The sequence below is a fragment of the Cellulomonas citrea genome (genome assembly GCF_009829685.1).
In the GTDB taxonomy this organism is placed as follows: Bacteria; Actinomycetota; Actinomycetes; order Actinomycetales; family Cellulomonadaceae; genus Cellulomonas; species Cellulomonas citrea.
In genome coordinates, this window is the sequence record NZ_VWSD01000387.1 from 1 (window position 1) to 534 (window position 534).

1 protein-coding gene is annotated in these 534 nt (G+C 57.5%); it reads left to right on the forward strand.

Annotated elements, in window-relative coordinates; all coding sequences use genetic code 11:
* Positions 1-534: D-alanine--D-alanine ligase (locus F2B26_RS17810; RefSeq protein ID WP_499679460.1), on the forward strand; the 534-nt coding region annotated here is incomplete at both ends.

Below are 534 nucleotides of genomic sequence, written 5' to 3' on the forward strand. Positions count from 1 at the left end.
TGTGATCCCCTGTATTCACGGCTACCCTGGCGAGACAGGCGACATTCAGTCCTATTTCGAACTCATAAACCTGCCCTATTGCGGCTGCGACGACGAAGGTTCGCGCAACTGTTTCAACAAGATCACCGCCAAGATGTGGTTTAGCGCCCTGGGGATCCCCAACACGCCATACCTATTCCTAAGTCAACTGGACGAGCAGGCGATTGCCCAGACCACAGAGGCGCTGGCCAAGTGGGGCTCAGTTTTCGTTAAGGCCGCCTCCCAAGGCTCCTCGGTGGGCTGCTATCGGGTCGATGATTCAGAGCAGATCCCCGCCATTTTGGCCGATGCCTTTCAATATTCGCCCTATGTGGTGGTGGAGAAAACCATTCAGGCGCGGGAACTGGAAGTCGCCGTCTATCAATATCGCGGCGAAACGGTCGCCACCCTGCCGGGCGAGGTGATCTGCGCAGGCGATACCTTCTACACCTATGACGAGAAGTATGCCGCCGACAGCAAGGCCACCACTCGAGTCGTGGCCGAGGTCAGCGATGA